A 5459-nucleotide genomic window follows, 5' to 3' on the forward strand; every position below is an offset into this window, starting at 1 on the left:
CTCAACTTCCCGAACCGCCCGGTGCGGACCCGCACGCCGGGTGGTGTGGCAGGGTGGTGTGGCAGGGTGGTGTGGCAGGGTGGTGTGGCAGGGGACCGGCCAGCTTGCTGGCCGCCCCTATGCCGATCGTTGTGGGATACACGCATCGCAAAGTGTGGCTGCAATGTAACAAAAGGTAAGGTTTCTCCAGACGTAATGCCGGTGCGCGTCAAAACTTACAAAGCTGAAATATAGGCTTGAGGCTGGTTTGTTATATTTCGTCGCACATTAATAAGCAACGAAGCGAGGTGAGTTGCATGAAAAAGAATCTCTCGGGGCGATTTCTGGCTGGCGCGCTGGCGCTGACGGCGTGTGTCGCCGGTGGCGCGGCGCAGGCCGCGGACGTGCATATCGGCGTCAATCTCGGCGTGCCCGCGCCGGTGTATGTCGCGCCGACGCCCGTCTATGCGCCGCCACCGCCGCCGGTCGTGTACGCACCGCCGCCTCCGGTGTATGCGCGCGCGCCGGTCGTGATCGGCTGGCACGGCAGCCGATACTGGGATGGCCGCCGCTACTGGAACCGCAACGACTACTACCGCTATCACGGACATGGACGCGGACCGCATCACGGTCCGCCACCGGGACACGGCTACGGTCACGGCGGTCCGCACGGCCGACACTAAACACCGGATAGGCACGACAAGCACGAAAAAAAGCGCCGCTCATATGATGTGAGCGGCGCTTTTTCGTATCGACGGCGATGAAGCTTATTCCGCTTCGCCGCCCATTCCGCCGACGACCGCGTGGAAACCGGCATCGACGTGGACGACTTCCGCGCTCACGCCGCCCGACAGATCCGACAGCAGGAAGGCCGCGACATTGCCCACTTGCTCGATCGTCACATTGCGCTTGAGCGGCGCGTTTTCTTCGACGAAGTTCAGAATCTTGCCGAAGCCCTTGATGCCGCTGGCCGCAAGCGTCTTGATCGGGCCGGCCGAGATGGCATTCACGCGAACGCCCTTCGCGCCGAGCGACGGCGATGCGGCCATATAACGCACGCTCGCTTCCAGCGATGCCTTCGCGAGGCCCATCGTGTTGTAGTTCGGCAGTGCGCGTTCCGCGCCGAGATAGGTGAGCGTCAGCAGCGACGAACCGTCTTTCAGCATCGGCAATGCGGCTTTGGCGAGGGCGGGGAAGCTGTACGCGGAGATATCGTGCGCGATGCGGAAGTTTTCGCGCGACATGCCGTCGAGGAAGTCGCCAGCGATCGCTTCGCGCGGTGCGAAGCCGATGGAATGCACGAGGCCGTCGAGCGTGTTCCAGCGTTCCTTGAGCGAGGCGAAGAGCGCGTCGATCTGCGCGTCGTCGGCGACGTCGCACGGATAGATCATGTCGCTGCCGAATTCTTTCGCGAACTCGGTGATGCGCTCCTTGAAGCGCTCGCCGACATAGGTGAACGCCAGTTCCGCGCCTTCGCGCTTGCATGCTTCGGCGATGCCGTAAGCGATCGAACGGTTCGACAGCAAGCCCGTCAGCAGAATTCGTTTTCCAGCGAGAAAGCCCATGAATGCTCCTTTTGAGTCGATGTTGCGCGCGTTTTGGCGTGGAGATATTGATCGCGCGCAGCGTGCGTTGCGCGGCGGCTCTGTTTTCGTGATCGTCGAAGCGTGCTTCGAGATGTTTTGATACGAACCGGCCAGCGCGTGAATTTGGGTAGAATTCTCTCACATCGTCAAGGCGTTCTTGCAGCGTGCCCGAAACGAAACCAAGCGGTAATTCCTGCGGTCTGTTCCGACAAACGCGCATCGAGCGCAAAGAGGCTTATGACGACTGGCAAGACGATCCGCTTATCGCACGCCTGGCGCTTGTTTATCGCGCTATTGCTGACCGGATCGTCCTTATGGTTCGCGAGTCCCGCGCATGCCGTCTACGCCATCGCGCAATACGGGCAACCGAAATATCCGCCCGGATTCAAGCACTCGATTACGTCAATCCCGACGCGCCGCGCGACGGCACGCTGGTGCTCGCCAATCCGAGCCGTCTCACGAGCTTCGACAAGTTCAATCCGTTCACGCTGCGCGGCAATGCCGCACCGGGTTTGTCGCTGATGTTCGAAAGCCTCACGATCGGCAGTTCCGATGAAGTCGCGACCGGCTACGGCCTGCTCGCCGACGATATCTCGGTCGCGCCGGACGGCATGTCGACGACCTTCCACATCAATCCGAAAGCGCGCTTTTCCAATGGCGATCCGGTCACGGCCGAAGACGTCAAGTTTTCGTTCGAGACTTTGAAGAGCCCGCTCGCCGCGCCGCAATTTTCCGTGTACTTCGGTCAGATCGCGCGCGCGGTGGTCGTCGATCCATCGACGATTCGCTTCGAGTTCAAGGCCGCGACGCGCGAAATACCGCTGCTCGCGGGCGGCATTCCCGTGTTCTCGCGGAAGTGGGGCATGAAGCCGGACGGCACGCGTGTTCCCTTCGATCAACTCGCGTTTCAGAAGCCGATCGGCAGCGGCCCGTATCTGATCGATCGTTACGACAACGGCCGCACGATCTCCTACAAGCGCAATCCCGATTACTGGGGTTATGCGCTGCCGGTGCGCGTCGGCACGAACAACTTCGCGCATATCGACTACAAGCTGTACAGCGATCCGATCGCGCGTCTCGAAGCGTTCAAGGCGGGCGAGTACGACGTGCTGGTCGAATACATCGCGCGTAGCTGGGTTAGGCGCGATATCGGCAAGCGCTTCGACAGCGGCGAACTCATCAAGCACGAGTTTCCGCAGCATAACGGCACGGGCATGCAGGGCTTTTTCATCAACACGCGCAAGCCCTTGTTCAAGGATGTGCGCGTGCGTCAGGCGCTCGATCTCGCCCTCGACTTCGAATGGCTCAACCGGCAACTGTTCTTCAATCAGTATCGGCGCATCGACAGTTTCTTCGTGAATACGGATTTGCAGGCGAAGGGCACGCCGAGCGCGGGCGAACTCGCGATCCTGAATCCGTTGAAGAAGGAACTCGATCCATCCGTATTCGGCGAGATGCCCGCGCAGCCGAACACCAATCCGCCCGATTCTTTGCGCGCGAATCTGATCAAGGCGCGCGGCTTGTTGGCGCAAGCGGGCTGGACCTATCGCGATGGCGCGTTGCGTAATGCCAAGGGCGAGCCGTTCGTCTTCGAGATTCTCGACGACACGAGCGGCGGGGCATCGATGGAACCGGTCGCGGCGGCGTTCGGTCGCAATCTGCAGAAGCTCGGCATCACGATGAACTTTCGTACCGTCGATTTCGCGCTGATTCAAAAGCGCCTCGATGCCTTCGATTTCGACGTGACCAGCGTGCGCATGCCCGACGTGCAGATTCCCGGCACCGAGCAGATTTCGCGCTTCGGCAGCAAATCGGCCGACGAGCAGGGCTCCGACAATCTCGCTGGCGTGAAGTCGCCGGCCGTCGATTCGATCCTGCAAAAGGTCGTGTCGGCGCAGACGCGCGAGCAACTCGTCGACGCGACGCATCGCGTGGCGTATCGCAACACGTTGGGCTATCCGGCGACGCTGCCCCTGTACTACGGCGCGGAAGGCTGGATCGTCGAGACGTGGTGGGTCAAACATTGACGAGGTGACGCGCTATGTGGAGCTACATCCTCAAACGTATCCTGCTGATGATCCCGACGCTCATCGGCGTGCTGACGCTGACGTTCGTCGTGATCCAGTTCGTGCCGGGCGGACCGGTCGAACAGGCCGTGCACGATCTGCGGCGCGGACAGACCGAAGGCGGCGGTGGCGGCTTCGGGCTGCGCACGCATACGGGCGTCGATGCGCAACAGGTCGAGCAACTCAAGAAGCTCTACGGCTTCGATAAACCGCCGTTACAGCGCTACTTTCTGATGCTCGGCAGGTTCGCGCGCTTTGATCTTGGCGATAGCTATTTCCGGCATCAAAGCGTGTGGTCGCTGATCGTGACGAAGCTGCCGGTGTCGATCAGCATCGGCTTATGGACCTTTCTGCTCACGTATTTGATATCGGTGCCGCTGGGCATCGCGAAGGCGGTGAAGAACGGCTCGAAGTTCGATGTCGCGACGAGTCTCGTCGTGCTGATCGGCTTCGCGATTCCCGGCTTCGTACTCGGCGTGCTGCTGCTCGTGCTGTTCGGCGGCGGTTCGTTCTGGCAACTGTTTCCGCTGCGCAATCTCACGTCCGACAACTGGGCGACGCTTTCGCTCGGCGGCAAGATTCTCAATTATCTGTGGCATATCACCTTGCCGATCGTGGCATCGGTCGTCGGCAGCTTCGCCGTCATCACGATGCTGACGAAGAACGCTTTCCTCGATGAAATCCGCAAGCAATACGTGCTGACCGCGCGCGCGAAGGGTTTATCGGAGCGCCGCGTGCTGTGGAAGCACATCTTCCGCAATGCGCTGTTGCCGCTGATCGTCGGCTTTCCGGGCGCGTTTATCGGCGCGTTTTTTACGGGCAGCCTGCTGATCGAAACGCTGTTTTCGCTCGATGGCCTCGGGCTGCTTTCGTACGAATCCGTCGTGCGGCGCGATTATCCCGTCGTGCTCGGCACGCTCTATCTTTTCACGCTGATCGGCCTGGCGACCAAGCTCATCTCCGACCTCTGCTACGTCTGGGTCGATCCGCGCATTCAATTCGAGCAACTGGAGCGCTGACTTGAACCGAGCCGCTTCATCACGATCGCAACGACGCGCGAACGGCAGCGATGCGCAGCCGCTGGGCGTCGAAAAATCCGTCTCGCCGGGGCGGCGCGTGTGGCTGCGCTTCAAGCGCAATCGCCTGGGTTACTGGAGCCTCGTCATTTTCGTGACGGCGTTCGTCATCAGCTTGCTCGGACCGATGTGGTCGAACGACAAGCCCATCGTCGTGCGATATCAAGGGCACTACTACTTTCCGCTCGTGAAGACGTACGCGAAGACCACCTTCGGCGGCGATTTCCCGACACCCGCGGATTATCTCGATCCCTACGTGCGCGATCGCTTCAGCGCGCCGGGCAATTTCGCGGTGTATCCGCCGAATCACTACTACTACGACACGCTCAACTACTTCTCGAAGGCGTCGAATCCCGCGCCGCCTTCGCGCGAGAACTGGCTCGGCACCGACGATCGCGGACGCGACGTGTTCGCGCGGCTCGTCTACGGCTTTCGCGTATCGGTGATTTTCGCGCTCGTGCTGACGGCGATCGGCACGGTGCTCGGCGTGCTGGCGGGCGCGGTGCAGGGTTACTTCGGCGGACGCGTGGATATCACCGGACAGCGGCTCATCGAGATATGGAGCGCGTTGCCCGAGTTGTATCTGCTGATCATCTTCGCGTCGATTTTTGAGCCGAGCCTTATCAGAGGGTAGCCACGTTCCCTCTCGGAAACGCGGCCCCCGAAGAACCGTACGTGCGAGTTTCCCCGCATACGGCTCGAGCACGGCACGAAGCATCTCACTGATGCCGGTTGCGCTTGTATCAGCACAA

At 61.0% G+C, this 5459-nt stretch carries 4 protein-coding genes and 2 pseudogenes; 5 read left to right on the plus strand and 1 reads right to left on the minus strand.

The window, feature by feature from the left end; translation table 11 throughout:
- Nucleotides 1-296 precede the first annotated feature (296 nt).
- Nucleotides 297-662, plus strand: a complete 366-nt coding sequence (locus tag BVER_RS27210; protein ID WP_050455910.1) for a hypothetical protein — start codon at nucleotides 297-299, stop codon at nucleotides 660-662.
- Nucleotides 663-746: 84 nt separating this feature from the next.
- Here the strand turns inward: BVER_RS27210 and fabI are convergent, their stop codons facing one another.
- Nucleotides 747-1544, minus strand: a complete 798-nt coding sequence (fabI, locus tag BVER_RS27215) for an enoyl-ACP reductase FabI (RefSeq protein WP_050455911.1) — start codon at nucleotides 1542-1544, stop codon at nucleotides 747-749.
- On the opposite strand from fabI, the gene BVER_RS35405 reads away from it, so the two are divergent.
- From BVER_RS35405 to BVER_RS27230, 4 genes and pseudogenes are all read left to right on the plus strand, one after another.
- On the plus strand, nucleotides 1543-1665 hold the full coding sequence (locus tag BVER_RS35405) for a hypothetical protein (protein WP_269750819.1): 123 nt from the start codon (nucleotides 1543-1545) through the stop codon (nucleotides 1663-1665). The two genes, fabI and BVER_RS35405, sit on opposite strands and share 2 nt — an antisense overlap.
- Nucleotides 1666-1802: 137 nt before the next feature.
- Nucleotides 1803-3592, plus strand: a pseudogene (locus BVER_RS27220) (extracellular solute-binding protein).
- Nucleotides 3593-3606: 14 nt separating this feature from the next.
- Entirely contained in the window at nucleotides 3607-4650 is a 1044-nt protein-coding gene (locus tag BVER_RS27225; RefSeq protein WP_050455912.1) for a microcin C ABC transporter permease YejB, read from the plus strand.
- 61 nt (nucleotides 4651-4711) lie between these two features.
- Nucleotides 4712-5332: pseudogene (locus tag BVER_RS27230) on the plus strand (ABC transporter permease family protein); the annotation flags it as partial.
- Between the last annotated feature and the right edge of the window lie 127 nt (nucleotides 5333-5459).

This window comes from Candidatus Burkholderia verschuerenii, assembly GCF_001189365.1.
In the GTDB taxonomy this organism is placed as follows: domain Bacteria; phylum Pseudomonadota; class Gammaproteobacteria; order Burkholderiales; family Burkholderiaceae; genus Caballeronia; species Caballeronia verschuerenii.